At 57.0% G+C, this 18662-nt stretch carries 15 protein-coding genes and 1 pseudogene; 7 read left to right on the top strand and 9 right to left on the bottom strand.

The window, feature by feature from the left end; translation table 11 throughout:
• Window positions 1-38: 38 nt before the first annotated feature.
• Both hyi and gcl read right to left on the bottom strand, forming a co-directional pair.
• Entirely contained in the window at window positions 39-821 is a 783-nt protein-coding gene (hyi, locus tag GUY40_RS01160) for a hydroxypyruvate isomerase (protein WP_166567095.1), read from the bottom strand.
• A 28-nt stretch (window positions 822-849) separates the two neighbouring features.
• Entirely contained in the window at window positions 850-2625 is a 1776-nt protein-coding gene (gcl, locus tag GUY40_RS01155) for a glyoxylate carboligase (protein ID WP_166567094.1), read from the bottom strand.
• Between the two features lie 111 nt (window positions 2626-2736).
• Between gcl and GUY40_RS01150 the strand changes: the two genes are divergently transcribed.
• Window positions 2737-3642, top strand: coding sequence for a LysR family transcriptional regulator (locus GUY40_RS01150; RefSeq protein WP_166567093.1), 906 nt, complete (start codon window positions 2737-2739; stop codon window positions 3640-3642).
• A gap of 225 nt (window positions 3643-3867) precedes the next feature.
• On the opposite strand, the gene GUY40_RS01145 is transcribed toward GUY40_RS01150, so the two are convergent.
• The 3 genes from GUY40_RS01145 to GUY40_RS01135 all read right to left on the bottom strand — a co-directional run bounded on the left by GUY40_RS01145 (window position 3868) and on the right by GUY40_RS01135 (window position 6948).
• A complete protein-coding gene (locus GUY40_RS01145) occupies window positions 3868-5250 on the bottom strand; it encodes an MFS transporter (protein ID WP_166567092.1) in 1383 nt (460 codons plus the stop codon).
• Between the two features lie 144 nt (window positions 5251-5394).
• The gene (locus GUY40_RS01140; RefSeq protein WP_166567091.1) at window positions 5395-6141 is read right to left on the bottom strand and encodes an SDR family NAD(P)-dependent oxidoreductase; all 747 of its coding nucleotides are present in this window, start codon (window positions 6139-6141) and stop codon (window positions 5395-5397) included.
• Window positions 6142-6174: 33 nt separating this feature from the next.
• Window positions 6175-6948, bottom strand: a complete 774-nt coding sequence (locus tag GUY40_RS01135) for an SDR family NAD(P)-dependent oxidoreductase (protein WP_166567090.1) — start codon at window positions 6946-6948, stop codon at window positions 6175-6177.
• A gap of 561 nt (window positions 6949-7509) precedes the next feature.
• Between GUY40_RS01135 and GUY40_RS01130 the strand changes: the two genes are divergently transcribed.
• Genes GUY40_RS01130 through GUY40_RS01120 form a run of 3 tightly spaced genes read left to right on the top strand, consistent with a single transcriptional unit; the run spans window position 7510 to window position 10789 of the window.
• A complete protein-coding gene (locus GUY40_RS01130; RefSeq protein ID WP_166567089.1) occupies window positions 7510-8211 on the top strand; it encodes a cyclase family protein in 702 nt (233 codons plus the stop codon).
• A gap of 60 nt (window positions 8212-8271) precedes the next feature.
• Window positions 8272-9363 carry a GTP-binding protein gene (locus GUY40_RS01125; RefSeq protein WP_166567088.1) on the top strand — a complete coding sequence of 364 codons (1092 nt, stop codon included), beginning with the start codon at window positions 8272-8274 and terminating at the stop codon, window positions 9361-9363.
• 22 nt (window positions 9364-9385) lie between these two features.
• On the top strand, window positions 9386-10789 hold the full coding sequence (locus GUY40_RS01120; RefSeq protein ID WP_166567087.1) for an amidase: 1404 nt from the start codon (window positions 9386-9388) through the stop codon (window positions 10787-10789).
• A 66-nt stretch (window positions 10790-10855) separates the two neighbouring features.
• Here the strand turns inward: GUY40_RS01120 and GUY40_RS01115 are convergent, their stop codons facing one another.
• Window positions 10856-11725: an IclR family transcriptional regulator gene (locus GUY40_RS01115; protein ID WP_166567086.1), complete on the bottom strand. Its 870-nt coding sequence runs from the start codon at window positions 11723-11725 to the stop codon at window positions 10856-10858.
• Between the two features lie 602 nt (window positions 11726-12327).
• On the opposite strand from GUY40_RS01115, the gene ggt reads away from it, so the two are divergent.
• Complete coding sequence (gene ggt, locus GUY40_RS01110) at window positions 12328-13995, top strand: gamma-glutamyltransferase (protein ID WP_166567085.1); 1668 nt, start codon at window positions 12328-12330, stop codon at window positions 13993-13995.
• Window positions 13996-14106: 111 nt separating this feature from the next.
• The gene (locus GUY40_RS01105) at window positions 14107-14352 is read left to right on the top strand and encodes a hypothetical protein (RefSeq protein ID WP_166567084.1); all 246 of its coding nucleotides are present in this window, start codon (window positions 14107-14109) and stop codon (window positions 14350-14352) included.
• Here the strand turns inward: GUY40_RS01105 and GUY40_RS01100 are convergent.
• The gene (locus GUY40_RS01100) at window positions 14349-15251 is read right to left on the bottom strand and encodes a LysR family transcriptional regulator (protein ID WP_166567083.1); all 903 of its coding nucleotides are present in this window, start codon (window positions 15249-15251) and stop codon (window positions 14349-14351) included. The genes GUY40_RS01105 and GUY40_RS01100 overlap by 4 nt on opposite strands.
• A 175-nt stretch (window positions 15252-15426) precedes the next feature.
• On the opposite strand from GUY40_RS01100, the gene GUY40_RS01095 reads away from it, so the two are divergent.
• Window positions 15427-16752: an LLM class flavin-dependent oxidoreductase gene (locus tag GUY40_RS01095; protein WP_166567082.1), complete on the top strand. Its 1326-nt coding sequence runs from the start codon at window positions 15427-15429 to the stop codon at window positions 16750-16752.
• Window positions 16753-16868: 116 nt separating this feature from the next.
• Here the strand turns inward: GUY40_RS01095 and GUY40_RS01090 are convergent.
• Both GUY40_RS01090 and GUY40_RS01085 read right to left on the bottom strand, forming a co-directional pair.
• Window positions 16869-17333 (bottom strand): annotated as a pseudogene (locus tag GUY40_RS01090) (MliC family protein); the annotation flags it as partial.
• The gene (locus tag GUY40_RS01085) at window positions 17334-18662 is read right to left on the bottom strand and encodes a TolC family outer membrane protein (protein ID WP_166567081.1); all 1329 of its coding nucleotides are present in this window, start codon (window positions 18660-18662) and stop codon (window positions 17334-17336) included.

The following is an 18662-nucleotide window of genomic DNA, read 5'->3' as shown; positions in this document are numbered from 1 at the left end:
CTTCGGCGCCACGGTCTTGGTGACTTGGCGCCGGCTAATTAAAGTGCGTTGTGGCTCTTGAGCCAGCCGAGGCCTGCCTCAGTAGTAGTCAGTGGCTTGTACTCGCAGCCGATCCAGCCTTGATAACCAATGCGATCCAGATGCGCGAGAAGAAAGCGGTAATTGATCTCACCCGTACCTGGTTCATTCCGGCCGGGGTTATCAGCCAGTTGAATGTGGTTGATCCTGGACAGGTTGCCTTCCATGGTGCGAGCCAGGTCGCCCTCCATGATTTGCATGTGGTAGATGTCGTACTGCAGGAACAGGTTGTCGCTACCGACCTCAGCTTGGATCACCAAGGCTTGCTTGGTGGTATTGAGGTAGAAACCTGGAATGTCGCGGGTGTTGATCATTTCCATAATCAAACGAATCCCGGCTGCCTGCAGTTTCTCGGCGGCATACTTGAGGTTGTCGACGAAGGTCTTGCGCACGATCGCGCAATCTTGGCCCTGTTGGCGAATGCCGGCCAGGCAGTTGACCTGGGTATTGCCCAGCACCTTGGCATACTCGATGGCTTTATCGACGCCCGAACGAAACTCTTCGACACGGTCAGGATGGCAGGCAATTCCGCGTTCGCCTTTAGCCCAATCACCGGCGGGCAGGTTGAAGAGCACCTGTGTCAGGCCGTTGTTGTCCAGCTGCTGCTTGATTGCAGACGCGCTGTAGTCGTACGGGAACAGATACTCGACCCCGCTGAAGCCAGCGTCGGCTGCAGCCTTGAAACGAGCGAGAAAGTCCTGTTCGGTAAACAGCATGGACAGGTTGGCTGCTAGGCGTGGCATAGACATCTCCTTTAAGTCTGTAACAGCTTCAGTTCAGCGGAAGAATTGAGGTAGGGGCGTCGCCGGCAACACGTGCCAACTCCTCAAACTCATTCACAGCGTTAATTTCGGTGCCCATCGATATATTGGTAACGCGCTCAAGAATCACCTCGACGACAACTGGCACTCTCAATTCAGCCGCCATTTTCTGAGCTTCGCGCAAGGCGGGGGCAATTTCGAAAGGCTCAAAGACGCGGATAGCTTTGCAGCCAAGGCCTTCAACCACCGCAACATGATCTACGCCATAGCCGTTGATCTCCGGCGCGTTCATGTTTTCGAAGGCGAGCTGCACGCAGTAGTCCATCTCGAAACCGCGCTGTGACTGGCGGATCAGGCCCAGATATGAGTTGTTCACCAACACGTGGACGTACGGCAGGTTGAACTGCGCGCCCACGGCCAGTTCCTCGATCATGAACTGGAAGTCATAGTCGCCCGACAGCGCCACGACTTTGCGCGACGGGTCGGCCTTGACCACGCCCAATGCAGCCGGGATTGTCCAGCCAAGCGGGCCGGCCTGGCCGCAGTTGATCCAGTGGCGTGGCTTGTAGACGTGCAGGAACTGAGCGCCGGCGATCTGCGAGAGACCAATGGTGCTGACGTAGCAGGTGTCTTTGTCGAACACCCGGTTCATTTCCTCATACACGCGCTGAGGTTTGACCGGTACGTTGTCAAAATGAGTCTTGCGTTGCAGGTTGGCCTTACGCTCTTGGCAATCCTTCAGCCAGGCAGCGCGGCATTTCAGCTTGCCAGCGGATTTCCATTCACGAGCCACTTCCAGAAACACGTCCAGGGCGGAACCGGCGTCGGAGACGATGCCAAGGTCTGGCGTGAACACGCGGCCGATCTGAGTGCCTTCGATATCAACGTGAATGAAGCGGCGGCCTTCGGTATAGACGTCGACGGAGCCGGTGTGGCGGTTGGCCCAGCGGTTACCGATGCCCAGTACCACGTCGGACTTGAGCATCGTCGCGTTGCCGTAGCGGTGCGAGGTTTGCAGGCCCACCATGCCGACCATTTGTGGGTGATCGTCCGGGATGATGCCCCAGCCCATCAGGGTGGGGATTACCGGAATGCCGGTCAGTTCGGCGAACTCGACCAGTTTTTCGCAGGCATCAGCGTTAATAATGCCGCCACCGGCCACCAGCAGTGGTCGCTCGGCAGTATCGAGCATGGCCAGAGCCTTCTCAACCTGGATGCGGTTGGCTGCCGGCTTGTGTACCGGCAGCGGCTGATAGGCCTCGATGTCGAATTCGATTTCAGCCATCTGCACATCGAACGGCAGGTCGATCAGCACCGGGCCAGGACGGCCAGAACGCATTTCATAAAACGCTTTCTGGAAGGCGTAAGGCACCTGGCCAGGCTCCAGCACGGTGGTCGCCCACTTGGTCACCGGCTTGACGATGCTGGTGATGTCGACAGCCTGAAAGTCTTCCTTGTGCATACGGGCGCGTGGCGCTTGGCCGGTGATGCACAGAATTGGGATGGAGTCGGCCGAGGCACTGTAGAGACCGGTAACCATGTCGGTGCCGGCAGGGCCGGAGGTGCCGATGCACACGCCGATGTTGCCGGCCTTGGTGCGGGTGTAACCCTCGGCCATGTGCGAGGCGCCTTCAACGTGGCGAGCGAGGACATGGTCGATACCGCCGAATTTCTTCAGAGCCGAGTACAGGGGGTTGATGGCAGCCCCTGGGATGCCAAATGCGGTATCTACACCTTCACGGCGCATTACCAGAACGGCTGCGTCAATTGCTCTCATCTTGGCCATACGAACTCCTTCGAGCTGATCGATAGTTTTTGTCGTTGAGCCAAGTCTCTTACAGTGAGAGTTAGGATAGAATGCCTCGAAAATAGTTTCTGTCGATATAAAGGGTATCGAATGGGCAGATATACGGAGTTACACAGTTTCGTCTTGGTCGCCCAGAAAGGAAGCTTCGCTGCGGCGGCCATGAGTGAGGGTGTGACCCCAGCCATGCTGGGAAGACGGCTGGATTCGCTGGAAAAGCGCCTGGGGGTCAAGCTGATGCATCGCTCCACCAGGGGGTTGCATCTAACTGAACTCGGAGAGCAGTTACTGGAGCGGGCCCGTGGATTACTGAGGGACTTCGATGAGATCGAGGCCGACATCAGTGCCAGTGGGGCCATGGTGAAAGGAAACCTGCAGGTCTCCGCTCCGGCTTCCTTCGGCAGGCTACATGTCGCGCCGCATGCACTCGATTTTCACCGCAAGTTTCCCCACCTGAAGCTGGCCTTCAACCTCACCGACAGCGTGATTGACCTGGTCAGTGAAGGGTACGACATGAGTATCCGCATCGGAGGTGTCACCGATCCCAACTATGTTGCGGTCAAGCTGTTCTCTAACCACCGAGTCGTCTGCGGAACCCCTGAATACTTCGCGAAGTTCGGAACGCCCAGAACCCTTGAGGAGCTGGCGAATCACAACTGCCTGGCCTTCACCCTGCAGGGTGGCCAGCAAAGGGGCTGGACGTTCCAGCGTGATGGCAAGCCGGTCGCTTTGAAGGTGAGCGGGAACATGGCATGCAACGACGGAGAGCTGCTGTTCTCGTGGATGCGCCAGGGCCTCGGACTTGGGTGGCGATCGACGTGGGAGATTCGCAAGGAACTGGCAAGTGGTGAGCTGGTGACGGTGCTGGATGACTATGCCTTGCCGGACTACGACATCATGGCGGTCTACCCACAGCAGCGCTTCCTGCCGGCCAAAGTCCGGTACTTCATTGACTACCTCAGGTCGATCTATCAATCAGCTGGTTATTGGGGTAGGTGAGTTTAGTCAATCGGGTGGACATAACGCCGGATGGCAAGCGTGTGCTTGTCGTCAGTGTAGATACGGGCGAGAGGGTGGGTGTTGGATCGGCAGAGCCGCCAGGAGGCAAAGCGCGTGAAGGTAGGACGAGGCGTGTCACTATATGAAATGGGAACAACACAAGGCGAGATCCAATATCTCGCCCTGTGTTAAATGCTGATTGAAGCAGCAGATTTTACGCGTTACTTAGCTGGCCTCCATCTGCACATTGGAAAGCGGTTCGCTGTAGGACTCCTCTTCCGGATCCACGTGACGTGCTGCGAAAATCAGCAAACCAGAAATGAAGCAGGGCAGGGCGCCAAACATGAGGGCAGCATGCTGCCAGTTGCCCCCGTCGCTCAGCACTGCGGTCAGTCCCAAGCCTGCGATGATTGCGCCGATCGGCCCCATTGCGTGGACAATTGCGCTACCAGTTCCGCGGATAGCGGTAGGATAGCTTTCGCCGATGAAGAACAGGGCTGCTGCATAGGGGCCATTGAGGAAGAAAAGCCCCAGGCTATACAGGCCGACAACCACATAGAGGTCGTGCGGGCCATACAGCATGGCAGTAAAGGCTACACCGCCAAGCATCCAACCCAGTGCCAACGTATTGCGTCGACCAAGCTTGTCCCCGAGGTAACCGTGGGTCAGGTAGCCGATGTAACCAACCACGTTGGAGAGCACCAGGATGATCAGCGAGTTCTGGAACGAGACATTGTGAACCTCGGTGAGAACAGTGGTGCCAAGAACTCCGAAGACTTGGATGGCTGCCCAGTTCAGCAAGAAGCCGCCACCTAATACCAAGGTTGGCCTCAGCGAAGCGCCGCGGAATGCTTCACGAACACCCGCCCGAGCATGCTGTTCGTAATCGATTCCATGCTGCTTGGCAACCTTGCGAGCTTCATTTTCCTGGCCAGCCTCACGGAGATTCTTGACGTGTTTGTGCAGCAGGAACTGAGGGCTTTCCTTGAGTCTGCGAGTCATGAAATAAATCAGAATCGCAGGAAACGCAGCGAAGATGAAGCAGCCTTGCCAGCCGATCAAAGGCAGCAGCACGGCAGTCAGACCTGCAGCCAGCAATGCACCGATAGGCCACCCGCCTTGTACGAGGCTATAAATGAAACCCTTGCGCTTGTTCAGGCGCGGGTCATTTGCTGCGGAGTAGAGTTCGTTCAGGTAGGTGGCGTTGACGGTCTCTTCAGCGTAGCCCAGGCCCGAAAGCGAGCGAATAATTACCAGAGGCCATTTACCCAACGACCCGCCAACAGCGGTGAGTGCCGAGCAGATCGCAGCGCCGGCAACGGTGAACAGCAAACCGCTTTTCCTGCCACCGCGGTCGAGGATTGGGCCAATTGCGAAGGCAATGATCGCCGTGCCCGCTGCGGTTAGCGTTGCAATTTCTGCCTGCTCAGTTAAGTCCCAGTCGTAATGAACCGCAATTTCAGGCATCAAAGTGCCAAAGAGAATGAAGTCATAGACCGCGAATACCCACGCGAAAAATGCAACCGTGGTAGCACGCTTGACGTCACTTGGAAGTATTGGTTCAAGCTTGAAATCGCTTGATCCCAGCGGTTTTTCTCGGTTAGCCATTTTATTGAACCTCTGCACTGATTGTTTTTATGGCAGAAATAAATAGCCGCTAAAGCCAAGCTTACCCAGTAAGGCTGTGCTCTAACGACTAGCATTTTATTGTTTAGGCTTATTGCTGGTGGCGCTTATAATTCAACGTGATCGTTAAATCATGTAATCACCGCCATTCGGATTTATCGTGGCGCCCAGGAAGTACGAGCCTTCATCGGAGGCCAGCAACACCGCGCACGGGGCAATTTCAGATACCTCGGCCACACGGCCAATCGGCAGTTCGGCAATCTTGGCCTCTCTGAAAGTGGCTGGCAGGCTACGGAACAGTTCGGTATTGGTTGGGCCCGGGCAGATCGCGTTGACCGTGATGCCTTTGTCACCGACCTCGTAGGCCAGAGAGCGAGTGAAACCGATCACACCCGCTTTGGCAGCGGCATAGTGAGCGAGCTCCTTTGCACCCTTGTGCGCAAGTTGCGAGGCCACGTTGATGATGCGGCCGTTCTGGCGTTCGAGCATCGCAGGCAGCACCGCACGCGAGCACAGGAACACGCTTCGAAGGTTGATCAACATCATTTTGTCCCACATGGCGGTGGGCATGTCGACGACGAAGGAGGCGGACTCAATTCCGGCATTATTAACGAGGATGTCAATCTGGCCGAATTCAACGATGACTTTCTCGATGGCCTCTTGAACCTGCTGTTCTTCGCCGACGTCAGCTGCAACGGCGAAGCCTTTTACGCCAAGAGCGGAGATTTGCTCCGCAGTGGCTTCGGCGTCGGCGGCCCGTAGATCCAGGATAGCGACGTCAGCGCCTGCTTTGGCGAACTCAAGCGCGATGGCTTGGCCGATGCCGCGCGCACCACCTGTAACCAAGGCTTTCTTACCGGTCAATTTGCTCATGATAGGTACTCCATCAACCTGCATTCAGTGAAGTCAGTGGCTTTGAATGACCAGCCCGCCGTCGACGGTGATCGTTTGGCCAGTGAGGTACCGAGCGCTGTCCGAGGCCAAGAACGTGATCACATCAGCCATGTCCTCCGGCTCACCTACGCGGCCCAGCGGGATGGAACTTGCGACCTTGTCCAGGCCGGCAGCGCCGAGCGAATGCACTTCGGAAAGGGCTTGAGCGGTGCGGATGAAGCCCGGGGCGATACCGTTGACTCGAATCTGATGCCGCCCCAGCTCGACGGCGAGGCCGCGCACAAGGCCGACGACGCCGGATTTCGCCGCGGAGTAATGCGCATGCTCATCCCAGCCATAGGCGACGCCCATGATCGAGGAAACCGCGATGATATTGCCGCCGCCATTGCTCTTCATGCCTGGTACGGCGGAGCGGATGATGCGGAATACGCCCTTGAGATCGATGTCGAAAGTCAGATCCCACTTTTCGTCCGTGAGGTCTTTGAGCGGGACTTTGTGAGCGATACCCGCGTTGGCGACGATGGTGTCGATGGCGCCGTACTTCTTCTCGATGTCCGAAACCAGCTGGTCGCACGCGGCGGTATCGCGCACGTTCAGTGGGTGGTATTCGGCAACCCCGCCATTCTCGCGAATGTGCGAAACCACCTCGCAACCTTCTGCCTCAAGAATGTCAGTGACGATTACCCGGTAACCTTTTGCACCGAAAGCGACAGCAGTGGCGCGACCGATACCAATCCCTGCTCCGGTAATGAGTACAACCTTGGCGCTGTTCGAATGGTTATTCATTATTGGCTTCCATCAATGTGGTTTCTATAAAGCTCGCTCTAAACTTACCCGCCATGACCAGAGTTAAGTTGCACTCCCTGGTGGCTGGAGTTTCTGGAGCTGACTCAAGCTTTATCGAAGGCGCCTACCATTGCAATACTGTGAAAAACAAAGAGTTCCACATGATGGACGCGTCACTTTTCGGTCAGTGGCATCGATTGGATAGGTGATAAGAAGGCGCTTTTTCAGGCGATTTGGTCTGAAGCGAGATAGACAAAAACGCTCTGGGGCGCACTGTTTGGCGTCGTCGGGCGGGAAGATATATGGACGACTAAGGTGCCAGGAGAAAACGTTCCACTATGTGGACTTTTTTGTAACGGCCGATGGTTGTAGGGCGAGGGTGAGAGCGTTAAGGTTTTCCCACTGGAAAAGCCCCCGCCCATTGAGTTCAATATGGCCGATATTAGCGGTCATCTGGAAGACTTGGGTCAGAAAGGTTTTTAGGAAAACGGGTGGCTTTGTACAGGAAGCGGGAAATTGTAAAACTGCCGAATCTATCAACTCAAATAAAAAGTAGGCTTTATGACTCAGCGTATTGTCGACCTCACCCTGACGCTCTCTGACAACATGCCCGCGCACAAGCTGTTTCAGCGGCCCATCGTTGCGCCTCATCTTACTCACGAAAAGTCTCTCGAGCTTGGACTCGGCGTGCCCGGCGACCCGATGACTTTCGCAACAACTTTCATCAGCACCCTCGATCACATTGCGACCCACGTCGACGCGTTCTATCACACCAGCCCGAAGGGGGCTCCGGTTGATGAAATGCCACTGTCCATGTTCATGGGCAAGGCCGTCTGCTTCGACATGACCCACATCCCTGACCTGGGCGACATCGATGTCGCCGATCTGGAGGCTGCCGAGGACGCTGCCGGTGTAAAGGTCGATGGCCACATCGTGCTGCTGAACACCGGTCTGCACAAGCGCCATTATCCGGACATCAAGGTGGTCTGGTCTAACCCTGGCCTGACCGCCGAGGCTACCCACTGGTTGGCCGACCGCGGTTCGAAGCTTCACGGCGTGGAGGGCCCCTCCACCGACAAGCCGTCTCACAACCTCTTCCCCAACCACCGCGTTTGCCGCGATCGGGGCATCACGCACTACGAGTGGCTGGTGAACCTCGAAGAACTGGTTGGCAAAGGGGAGTTCATGTTCTACGGCCCACCTCTGAAGATTCAGAACGGCAGTGGCTCGCCGGTACGCGCTTGGGCTGTCCTCGACGAATAACTGAATGTTCCCGCACCAGGGCGATGAGTTTCATCGCTCTACATCAAGTTAGGTGATGATATGAATGATTCGATTGATCAGGATCAGCGAATCCCGATAACCCTTCTCACTGGGTTTCTGGGCGCTGGTAAAACGACGTTGGTTAACCGAATCCTGTCTAATCCCAATAAAGAGAGGGTGGCAGTCATCGTCAACGAGTTCGGCGAAATTGGAATCGATGGCGATCTGATCAGCCGCGCTTCGGACGACATGCTCGAACTTAGCAATGGATGCATCTGCTGTTCCAGCAAGGACGACCTGATCGAGTCGCTGTACAAGTTGTACATGCGCAAGTCGGGTTTGGTCGAGCCGAAGATCGATTTCGACCGGATCGTGATTGAAACAACCGGCCTTGCGAATCCCGCTCCCTTGGCGCAGGCATTCTATACCGATATGTCCCTGAGCCTTACTTATCGACTGGATGCCATCGTTACGCTGGTAGACGCCAAGCACATTGGCCTGCAGTTGAGGGACTGTCCTGAGGCTGAGCGCCAGATCGCTCTCGCTGACAAGGTGGTTTTGAACAAGCGTGATCTGGCGAGCGATGACGAATTCGACCGGGCCCTCGCTGCAGTTTCGAAGCTGAACCCCTTCGCGCCGAAGGAGTTCACCTCCTTCAGTGAAATCGATGTCGACGAATTGCTGCGTGGATCGTTCTTTGACCCTGCGACCAAGGATGCCGACCTCAATGGCTGGCTTGGAAGCGTAGAGCCGCAGGCGTGCGAGCAGCACGGCGCTGGCTGCCATTCCTGCCATCCGCACAAGGCCCATCATCACACTGACGTGTCTGCCATCAGCCTACGCGACTCGCGCGAGGTCGATTATCAAGAATTGATGAGCTGCCTCCTTCACCTGACGGAGGAGTATGGGCCGAACCTCTACCGCATCAAGGGCTTGATCAGCTTCAGCGGAGTGGGGCGGCCGGTGGTGCTCCAAGGTGTCCAGAACGTGTTCAGTCCTCTGAGCTATGCCGATGCCTGGCCTGGAGGTATCGCTGAAACTCGCCTGGTGATCATTGGCAAGCAGCTCGACCACAAGAAAATCAAGGATCGGTTTGAGGCGTGCATCGCGAGAGCGCAACCGGTGCTCGATCGAGCTCTGGGAATGATTTGAATCTGAAAAAGGCGCATTAAGTATGTCTTACCCATATCGATCGGCGCTCGACTTGCGTGACATGATCGTGACCAAAGAGATCTCGCCCGTCGAAGTTGTGACGGCTGCGATCGACAGGATGCAGTCGCTGGAGCCACAGCTGAACGCATTCGTGACCCAAACCCCCGAGCTTGCCCTGAGTGCCGCACGTGCTGCCGAGAAAGCCGTCATGGCAGGAGAAAAGCTCGGCCCGCTGCATGGCCTCCCCATTTCGGTGAAGGATCTCATCTCAGTTGGCGGTGTGCGGCAAACCTTTGGGTCTCGCGTCATGGCTGACAATATTGCTGCCGCGGATGCCCCCTCCGTTGAGCGGATCAAGGCCGCCGGTGCTTGCATCATAGGAACGACCACCACCAGTGAGTTCGGCTGCAAGGCGGTCGGCGATTCACCCATGACGGGAGTCACCCGCAACCCCTGGAGCCTGGACAAGACCCCTGGAGGCTCCAGTTGCGGGGCTGCTGCCAGTGTTGCGGCCGGTGTGACACCCTTCGCCCTGGGCACCGATGGCGGTGGCTCGATTCGCACTCCTGCGTCGTTCACAGGGTTGGTCGGGATCAAGGCTCAGTTTGCCCGGGTTCCGGTCTATCCAACGTCTGCGACGCCGACCTTGGCCCATGTGGGCCCCCTGGCCAGGACGGTGCGCGATAGCGCATTGCTGCTGGGGGTGCTCTCCGGTTTTGATCGGCGCGATCCGTTCTCGGTGAGCAGCGATGTCCCGGACTACCTGGCGGCTTGCGAGCTTCCGGTCAAAGGGATGCGTGTAGCCTGGAGTCCGACATTGGGCTTTGCGAAGCCCGACCCTGAGATCGTCCGGATCACCGAAAACGCTGTGAAGATCCTGGAGCGTTTGGGTTGTGAAGTCATCCAGTTGGAGGAGGGGATTGGAACCGACCCCGCCGATATCTGGTTGTCGGAGTTCTATGCCGGTATCAGCACTCGACTGGCCGGAGCCATGCGTGATTCGCAAGAGCTGTTGGATCCTGCTCTTTCAGCCGTGCTTGAGACGGCCATGGGACAATCCTTCACCTCCTACTACGAGAAGGTCTTCGCACGCTACGCGTTCAGGGAGAAGGTAAGCGCTCTGTTCGAGTCCTTCGATTTGCTGCTGTCACCGACCGTTCCGATTGCGGCCTGCGATGTCGGAGTGGACGTCCCCGCCCAGTTTGGTGGCCGAGGCCTTTGCACCTGGCAGTATTACACCTATCCGTTCAACGTGACTGGACAGCCCGCGGCGTCGGTTCCGGTAGGCTTTACTGCTGCAGGCTTGCCCGTCGGCTTGCAGATGGTCGCGAAGGTGAACAAGGAGGCGGACATCTTCCGTGCAGCCTCTGCATTGGAAGGTGAGCAGTCGCTCTGGGATGCCGTCCCTCCCCAGTTCGCCCGGTAGCACTGGAAGGTCGTACGAAAAAGGCCAGCCCACGGAAGCTGGCCTTTTTTGTCGGCCGGGAAATACCTAATGCGCCAAACCACCTGATTGGTAGATCAGGTTCTGGATCGTCCGAGACTCTTGGCGGAGCAGTGAGATGATCTCTTGGTGTTTCTCTGTCGAGATCGATTCGCTGACCAAGGTGACACTCAGAGCGCAGAGTGGGGCGCCTTTATGGTCGTTGATCACCATCCCCACACCGCAGAATCCAGGGATCAGGCTGCTGTCATGCACCGCGTAGCCGATGTCCTGAGATTGGCGAATGATTTTCAGCAGTTTCGGCGTGGAGAGTCCGCCGTATCTGATGAGACGCTTTGCATTCAAATCGCAGAGCCGGGTAATGTCATCGTCCGGCAAAAGCATCATGAGGGCCAGGCTTCCCGCGCCGACGCCCAGTGGTCGGTGAACGCCAATTTCTATAAACGGTGCATCGACCGGTCGCGCGCCTTCGATGCGTTCAATGGAGATGGCATCGCGTCCACTCCTGATAGTGACGAAAGCCATCTCACCGGTGGCCTCTGCCAGGCGGGTCATAGAAGGGCGGCACAGGGTCTGAAGCTTGAACTGGGTTGCTGCAGTCAAGCCTAGCTCGAAAAGTCCATGACCTAACAAATAATGCCGGGTCACCGGATCCTGCATGACCAAGCCTTCGCGCACCAGGCAGGATAGTATCCGGTGGATGGTCGGGCGTTCGAGTTTCAGGAGCAAGGATAGATCAGAGAGGCGCAGTCCCTGGTCGTTATACGACGCAATTTCCCGCAGGATGCTGGCTGCCCGCTCAATGCTCTGAGTTCCGGAAGGTTTGCCACAAACGGAGTCGACTGCAATGGAAGAATTATTGGCGGTTGCGATCATGGAAAGTTTACCCATACGGTAGAGGATAGTCTGAAAGCCCAAACCAGCGTCTACCTTCCTGGTACTAAGCATCGGCTTTCAACTGCACGAATTAGCCTGGCTAATACGTGGAACATCCAATAAGCAGTAAAACGCAATTATCATTGCTTCGGGCACGAGCTACAGGTTCTCTGTATTAGCTCTGTATGGTTTTTGTTCAATGCATTCAAGCTGCCGCCGAGATCGTCGGCGTCGCTCAAAGGCAGTGGTCATTAGACCATCATCGCCCCCGCTTCGCTAGTTGGATAGAAAATTGAGCCCAAAAACACGTCGCCCATAGGCATGCGCCGTCGCAAGTAGATAGAAACGCTATGACGATGGGGGAAGCGACGAATATAGGTAGAATTTTTTGCTACCCATTAGCGAATTGCAGTCGGTTTATCACGCCACTTGAATATCCTAGGATACTGCGATGTCGCCGTTTGAACATCTGGAGGTAATGGCCATTTAATGTTTCTGAAACTGCATTCCTGACTTTTCCATGATGGCTGCTCGCACTTCGAAACTGTAGCAGGTGAATCTATCGCCGCAAGGGCGATATGTGTTTTGCGTGACGAAATTGTGTTGCTTGAATATAACTAAAATACAAGCTGGAGTAATTGATCTTGAAGTTGTTCATTAAGCCATTGATTGTGGGTGTTGCCATTGCTGTCTCCAGCCACTCGGTATTTGCTTCCCTTTTAGACGCCGGGGCCGTCGCTGCGCCCGACGAATACGGTGCAAAGGTGGCCGCTCAGGTGCTCAAGGAAGGCGGCAACGCAGTCGACGCAGCGGTTGCGACGGCCTTCACACTAGCGGTGACTTACCCAGAAGCAGGAAACATCGGTGGCGGTGGTTTCATGACGTTGTACGTCAAAGGGAAGCCTTACTTCCTGGACTACCGCGAGGTTGCGCCCAAGGCGGCCACGAAAGACATGTACCTTAACGAGAAGGGTGAGGTGACCGAGAACCTCAGCGTGATTGGTGCAAAGGCTTCCGGCGTGCCGGGCACGGTCATGGGCCTATGGGAGGCACACAAGCGATTCGGCAAGCTACCTTGGCGTGATCTGGTGACCCCGGCTATTGGGTACGCCAGGAACGGCTTCACCGTGGCGGAAAAGCAATATCAGTACCGTAGCAACGTGAATGAGCTGTTCAAGGGCAAGACCAACTTCGGCGAGTATTTCGGCGCCATGAAGGCTGGTACCAATTTCAAGCAGCCTGAGCTGGCCAAGACGTTGGAGCGTATCGCCGAAAACGGGCCCGACGACTTCTACAAAGGTTTCACCGCCAAGCTTCTGGTTGCCCAGATGAAGAAGGACGATGGCCTGATAACTGCGGCTGACCTTGAAAGCTACCAGGCGAAATGGCGTGAGCCTATGCGCGTCGATTGGCAGGGTAAAACCCTTTACACCGCACCGCTACCGAGCTCGGGCGGCATCTCGTTGGCGCAGCTCATCGGCATCAAGGAGCAGCGCGCAGCTGACTTCAAAGGCGTCGAACTGAACTCTGCCAAGTACATCCATCTCTTGGCCGAAATCGAGAAGCGGGTGTTTGCTGACCGGGCGAACTATATGGGTGACCCTGATTTCGCGAAGGTGCCCGTGGACAAGCTGATTGACCCAGCCTACATCAAGCAGCGCGCCTCGGAGGTCAACCCTGATGCGATCTCTGCGACAGAAAGCGTCCGCCCGGGCCTGGAGTCGCACCAGACGACTCACTTCTCGATCGTCGATGCTGACGGCAACGCAGTCAGCAACACCTACACGTTGAACTTCGACTACGGCAACGGCGTGGTGGTCGCGGGCGCTGGCTTCCTCCTGAACGATGAAATGGACGACTTCAGCGCCAAGCCAGGCGCCGCGAATGGCTTCGGGGTCTTGGGTACTGATGCCAATGCCATCGAACCCGGCAAGCGCATGCTGTCTTCGATGAGTCCCACCATTGTGACTCGCGATGGTCAGGTCGATCTGGTCGTAGGTACACCGGGTGGTTCGCGGATTTTCACCTCGATTTTCCAAGTGCTCAACGACGTCTACGACTTCAACATGCCGATTGCCAAAGCGGTTGCCGCGCAGCGCGTTCATCACCAGCTGCTCCCCAAAGATACGATCTACTTCGACTCCTATGCGCCTCTGACTGGCAAGGTCGCCGATGAGCTCAAAACCATGGGTTACACCATCGAAGACCAAGGCTGGTTGCTCGGCGATATCCAGGCAATCAAGGTCAACGGCAAGTCTGTCGAAACCGCCTCTGATCCGCGTGGCCGCGGTACGGGCATCGTAGTCAAGTAAGCCTGCTGACGACCTGCTCCGCTGCTTCGGCGGGGCAGGTTTGGCTTCAATCAATCTCCCACAGCCGTTGTTTGTCTGGAGTGGTCATGCCTTTACCGGGAGGACGAAGCTATGTTTTTTGGGTTGAGTAGAGTGATCAATCGCCTTCTCGCAGATCAAGCGATGGAGGAATTGAATGCTATAAATCTGGCGTTGACCCGTCGCCTTGCCGAGTGTGAGCTTGAACTGGATCGTATCAGCGGTCTCATGGCCATTGAGGTTTCCCTGTGCGAAAGGGCTGAGTCAGATCTGCAGCAGGTGCATCAGTTGCCGCGCTTCGGCATTGAGCCTGACTACATAAATGCCCTCGGCACTTAGGCCCGGGTATTAAATAGATCAATGAGTGCGTCGATAAAGTGCCGGATCTTGGGGCGCAGGTGGTTCGTCTTCGACCATAAAGCGTGCACCTCAATTGGGGACGGTTCCAGGTCCTGGAGAACAGGGACTATCTCCCCTTGGTCGATAGCGTCCTGAAAGAGGCACATCGGCATCTGGCACAGACCGAGCCCATGCTTGGTCGCCAGGATCATGGCATCGGCGTCGTCGAACTGATAGGTCGGTGGCGGTGCGTACTTCACCGTGCTGCCATCGACAGTGAACTTCCAGGCCAAGGTGCTCCCGCCCCTATAGCCAACGATCGAGCGGTGGTCTTTCAATTCGTCCAGCGTCGTTGGAGTTCCATAGCGGTCGAGATAGCCAGGCGTCGCACAGATGACCCACCGCTGTGCCGTCAGTGCTCTTGCCACCAGGCCTGGGACGTCGTCGACGCCGCCGAGCCGAATGGCTACGTCGATGCCCCCGTCCGTGATGTCGTTGATTCGATCTGAGAAGGAAAGGGTGAGGTGCAACCGGGGAAATTGACTCGCCATGTCCAAGAGCACTGGCAAGATCATCTGTTTTCCAAACGCGACCGGCATGTCTACACGCAAGCGACCGGCGGGTTCGCCGAATCGACTGCCGAAATTCGTTTCTGCCGCCTTGATCTCGTCTAGTGCGGATGACCACACAGCCAAGTAAGCCTCCCCGTCGGGGGAGAGGGAAAGTTTCCTGGTCGACCTGTAAAAGAGGCTGGTGCCCAGCCGACCTTCAAGCCTGGCAATCGCCTTACCCACGGCGGATTTGGTTATCCCCAACCGTTCCGCGGCTTCAGTGAAGGTGGCCGAACGTGCGGTGACGAGAAAAATGTTGATCCCGCTAAACGAATCTTCGGATGTCATAGTCTCAACCGGGTGGAAATAAATGCTACCTATCTGCGAATTGTAGGCGGTTTATCGATCTTGAACGCTACCTTAGCATAGAGGTCGATTGGAGGACGGTGCAAGAGGTGGTGGGTTGTCACGAAGTGGCTCTGCCGCCGACCGTCCATAGGGAGAAACAACCTGGTGAGGCTTTATGAACTTGAAAAAACAACTGCACCTGGCAGCCTTCATGCGCCCAGTCGCTATTCACACGGGATCGTGGCGCTACCCGGATGCGGCCGCTGATGCGAACTTTAATTTCCCGCTTCTGCGCTCCCTGGCGCAGACTTTGGAGGCGGCCTGCTTTGATGCATTCTTCATGGCCGATCATCTGGGTGTGCTGAACATGCCGATGGAAGCGTTGCGTCGTAGTCACACCGTGACTTCATTTGAGCCCTTCACCCTGCTTTCGGCGCTCGCCGCTTCCACTCAGCATATCGGTCTGGTCGCAACTGCATCGACGACCTACGACGAGCCCTATCACGTTGCCCGCCGATTCGCGTCGCTTGACCACATCAGTGGCGGACGAGCGGGGTGGAATATCGTCACCACCTCGAACCCCGAATCTGCCCTCAATTTTGGCCTCAGCGAGCAGCCTGAGCATGGCTCGCGCTATGCCCGAGCACGGGAGTTTTACGACGTCGTGACCGGGCTGTGGGACAGTTTCGAGGACGATGCCTTTGTCAGGAACAAGGAAAGCGGCGTTTACTTCGACCCGACTCGAATGCATGTGCTCAATCACAAGGGGCCGAACTTTAGTGTGAGAGGCCCGCTGAATATCGCCCGACCACCCCAGGGACGACCTGTCATTGTGCAGGCGGGGGGATCGGATGCCGGACGCCAGCTCGCCGCCGAGACCGCTGAATGGGTGTTCGCCGCGGTACCGAACCTTGATGCCGGCAAAGCCTTTTATGAAGACGTCAAAGGACGCGCCGTCGCAGCCGGCCGATCCCGCGACGATATCAAGATCACCCCGGCAGCTTTTGTCGTGGTCGGCGATACGCTGCAGGAAGCAGTGGCACGACGTGTCAAGCTCGATAGCCTGGTTCACTACGAAAGCGGCATTCGCTCGCTCTGTCAGATGCTTGATTACGACGTTTCCAAATACGATCCGGATGGGCCGCTGCCTCCGATCCCGCAAACCAATGCAAACAAGACCCAACGCAGCCAGATCATGGAGTTGGCCGCAGAACCTGGCATCACGATTCGCGACCTTGCCGCAAAGGCGGGCAGTCACACGGGCCTGAGCTTCGTGGGCACCCCAGCCATGATTGCTGACGACATGCAGCGATGGCTCGTCGAGGGAGGCTCCGACGGCTTCATCATCATGTTCTCGGACGTTCCTCACGGGGTGACGGACTTCGCCGAGAAGGTGGTTCCTGAGCTGCAGCGCCGGGGCATCTTCCGTACGGAATACGAAGGCTTGACGCTCCGCGAACACCTGGGGTTTGAGCGGCCAGTAAATCAGTTCTTGCTATAGGGCCGTTAGCTCGTACACGCATTGTGATCGGGAGAGTGTTTTTGCCGACCGCCAAAAATTCCCGCTGCCGTTCGGGCGGTTGGCGTCGGCGCAGCGCGCCATGTTTACTGAAGAAATCAGCCGACCGGCTCGGCCGTACAACTCATTTCCCCTGAGCCTGGCTTCTGGAAAAGGACCACGTTGCCGTTTTGCCAGAAGCTGTAGTTCCCCAAGTAATCCTTGCCAATGTATTGGGTTCCCGAATCACTCTGCACCTGGCTCAGAGTGACCGAGGTGTTTGCCCATTTCAGGTACACGACACCAGGTTGCGTGCTAAAGAAGGTGGCGGCAATCAGCGTGTTAAACCCTGCACAACGAAAAGCCAGGGGGCCTTCGGTGAGTCTGTCTGGATCCTTGGTTCTCACAATTGCCGAGCCTTGGCGTAGCAGGTGCGCGCGCTCGGCATAACTTCGGATCGTGCACGCCTTGGGCGCAGGCGCGGAGGCACACTGATTGCGGCCCTCGATCCAGAACTGCTGGTCGATCATGACTTTGTCTGGACGCGGTACTGAATGTTCATCCGTGAGCGCCAGGCGAGAAAGTTAGTTGGTGACCAGCAGTTCCGGGCCGAGGTAGTTGTTGATCTGGTCGATATCGTCGTCGCCCAGACTGCCCACCGAAGAGGCCAGGCGCAGGCGCGACATCAAATAGCGCAACTTGGCCTCGAACAGATCGTGGCGCGCAACGAAGAGCAGCTCTTCGGCATTGAGGACTTCCGAGTTGGTGCTGGTGCCTCCCTCTTTGAAGCCCTTGCGTGTCGAAGTCAGTGAGCGTTCGCTGGACTCTACTGCCTTCTCCAGCGCGTTAATACGTTTGGCGCCGCTCTGTACGCCGCGATACTCACGGGTGGTTCCGGAGATGACTTCCTGTCGCGTGGCGTCGAGCTCGTCCAGGGCCTTTTCTCTATTGGCACTGGCCTGGCGTGCCAGCGCGCTGACGCCGCCACCGTTGAACAGCGGGAAATTTACTTCCAGCCCGATTGAGCCGTAGCGGTTGCGTTGATTCAACTCGGAGATTGATTGGCTCTCGCCCGCGGTGTAGCCGGCAATGAAATCCAGTGTTGGCCAGTGGCCGGCCTTGGCGCGCTTCACTTCTTCTTCGGCGAGGTCGCTGCTATAACGGCGCGCATGGATCAGCGGGCTATCGGCCTGGGCTTTGACCAGCCAGTCCTGCAGGTTGCTCGGTAGCAGCGGTGGTGTATCGAAGCTCGGACGTAAGGTGGTCAGCGATTCGGGGGTTTCACCGATATATTCCTCAAGCTTGCGGCGCGCGTTGACCAAGTTGTCCTGCGCTTCGATCAGCTCGGCCTCGGCGAGGTCGCGGCGAGCGACCGACTCGTCGATGTCGGTGACGGTGCCGGCCCCCAGCTCCATGCGCCGTTTCGCCGAGGCGAGTTGCTCATCGAAGGCTCTCAGCTTGGACTTGGCCAGGACGATGGTTTCGCTGGCCAGGAGCACGTCGAAATAGCTTTCGGCCAGGCGCACCGCGGCGTCCTGAGTCTTGGCATCGAACACCGCGACGCTGTAGTCGGCACGCTGCTTACCTTGGCGGTACTCGGCCATCTTCTGTTTGTTGAACAGCGGCTGGCGCAGGCGCACGTTAGCGCCCTTGGAGTTGTAGTCCAGATCGTTGTCGATGTCGTTCTGGCGTTGGGAGCCATTGACCTTGTTTCCGTAGGCCGAGGCATTGATCTGCGGTAGCAGGCCGGCCTTGCCGATGGCGCGGTTTTCCCCGCCGGCCTCTTTTTCATGCACTGCGGCGCGGTAGATAGGGCCTTGGTACTGCAACAGATCCCAAGCTTGTTTGAGGTCCATGGCGCTGGCCGGCAGGGACAGCCCCAGCAGGCAGAAGAACAGGCAATGACGGTCCAT

This window comes from Pseudomonas sp. R5(2019), from assembly GCF_009905435.1.
Taxonomy (GTDB): Bacteria; Pseudomonadota; Gammaproteobacteria; order Pseudomonadales; family Pseudomonadaceae; genus Aquipseudomonas.
Note: the sequence above shows the minus strand (reverse complement) of the source record. Positions and strands in the feature narration are given on the sequence as shown.

Excerpts from the sequence above, each read along its gene's own strand:
- GUY40_RS01095 (WP_166567082.1), top strand. The coding sequence starts at position 15,427 with ATGAACTTGAAAAAACAACTGCACCTGGCAGCCTTCATGCGCCCAGTC.
- GUY40_RS01135 (WP_166567090.1), bottom strand. The coding sequence starts at position 6,948 with ATGAATAACCATTCGAACAGCGCCAAGGTTGTACTCATTACCGGAGCA.
- GUY40_RS01085 (WP_166567081.1), bottom strand. The coding sequence starts at position 18,662 with ATGGACCGTCATTGCCTGTTCTTCTGCCTGCTGGGGCTGTCCCTGCCG.
- GUY40_RS01100 (WP_166567083.1), bottom strand. The coding sequence starts at position 15,251 with ATGACATCCGAAGATTCGTTTAGCGGGATCAACATTTTTCTCGTCACC.
- GUY40_RS01145 (WP_166567092.1), bottom strand. The coding sequence starts at position 5,250 with ATGGCTAACCGAGAAAAACCGCTGGGATCAAGCGATTTCAAGCTTGAA.
- GUY40_RS01140 (WP_166567091.1), bottom strand. The coding sequence starts at position 6,141 with ATGAGCAAATTGACCGGTAAGAAAGCCTTGGTTACAGGTGGTGCGCGC.
- GUY40_RS01125 (WP_166567088.1), top strand. The coding sequence starts at position 8,272 with ATGAATGATTCGATTGATCAGGATCAGCGAATCCCGATAACCCTTCTC.
- GUY40_RS01105 (WP_166567084.1), top strand. The coding sequence starts at position 14,107 with ATGTTTTTTGGGTTGAGTAGAGTGATCAATCGCCTTCTCGCAGATCAA.
- GUY40_RS01130 (WP_166567089.1), top strand. The coding sequence starts at position 7,510 with ATGACTCAGCGTATTGTCGACCTCACCCTGACGCTCTCTGACAACATG.
- hyi (WP_166567095.1), bottom strand. The coding sequence starts at position 821 with ATGCCACGCCTAGCAGCCAACCTGTCCATGCTGTTTACCGAACAGGAC.
- GUY40_RS01150 (WP_166567093.1), top strand. The coding sequence starts at position 2,737 with ATGGGCAGATATACGGAGTTACACAGTTTCGTCTTGGTCGCCCAGAAA.
- gcl (WP_166567094.1), bottom strand. The coding sequence starts at position 2,625 with ATGGCCAAGATGAGAGCAATTGACGCAGCCGTTCTGGTAATGCGCCGT.
- GUY40_RS01120 (WP_166567087.1), top strand. The coding sequence starts at position 9,386 with ATGTCTTACCCATATCGATCGGCGCTCGACTTGCGTGACATGATCGTG.